This window comes from Priestia sp. SRI_019 (assembly GCF_057586255.1).
The window spans coordinates 1-207 of record NZ_JBYCZN010000046.1 but is presented as its reverse complement, the minus strand read 5'-3'; the positions used below and the strand labels follow the sequence as shown (position 1 = coordinate 207).

1 protein-coding gene is annotated in these 207 nt (G+C 45.4%); it reads right to left on the bottom strand.

The genetic code is table 11. The annotated features are described in order from the left end of the window. Positions 1-207, bottom strand: a 207-nt coding sequence (locus AC2YJL_RS27775; protein WP_487375102.1) for a cadherin-like domain-containing protein, incomplete at both ends; no start/stop codon positions are given.

Here is a 207-nt window from a genome sequence, read left to right as displayed (position 1 = left end):
CTGACATTGGACGTAATTGGGGGATCATTTACAGGGATAACGTTAATGGTCACCGTTGAAACCGCCGTTCCTCCTTGACCATCCGACACCAATACCGTAAACTGATCCGTCCCATTAAAATTCAAGTTGGGTTGATAGCTAAATGTTCCATCTGCATTCACCACGGCTACTCCATTTACTGGTGCAACCTGTAGCTGGTAACTAAGA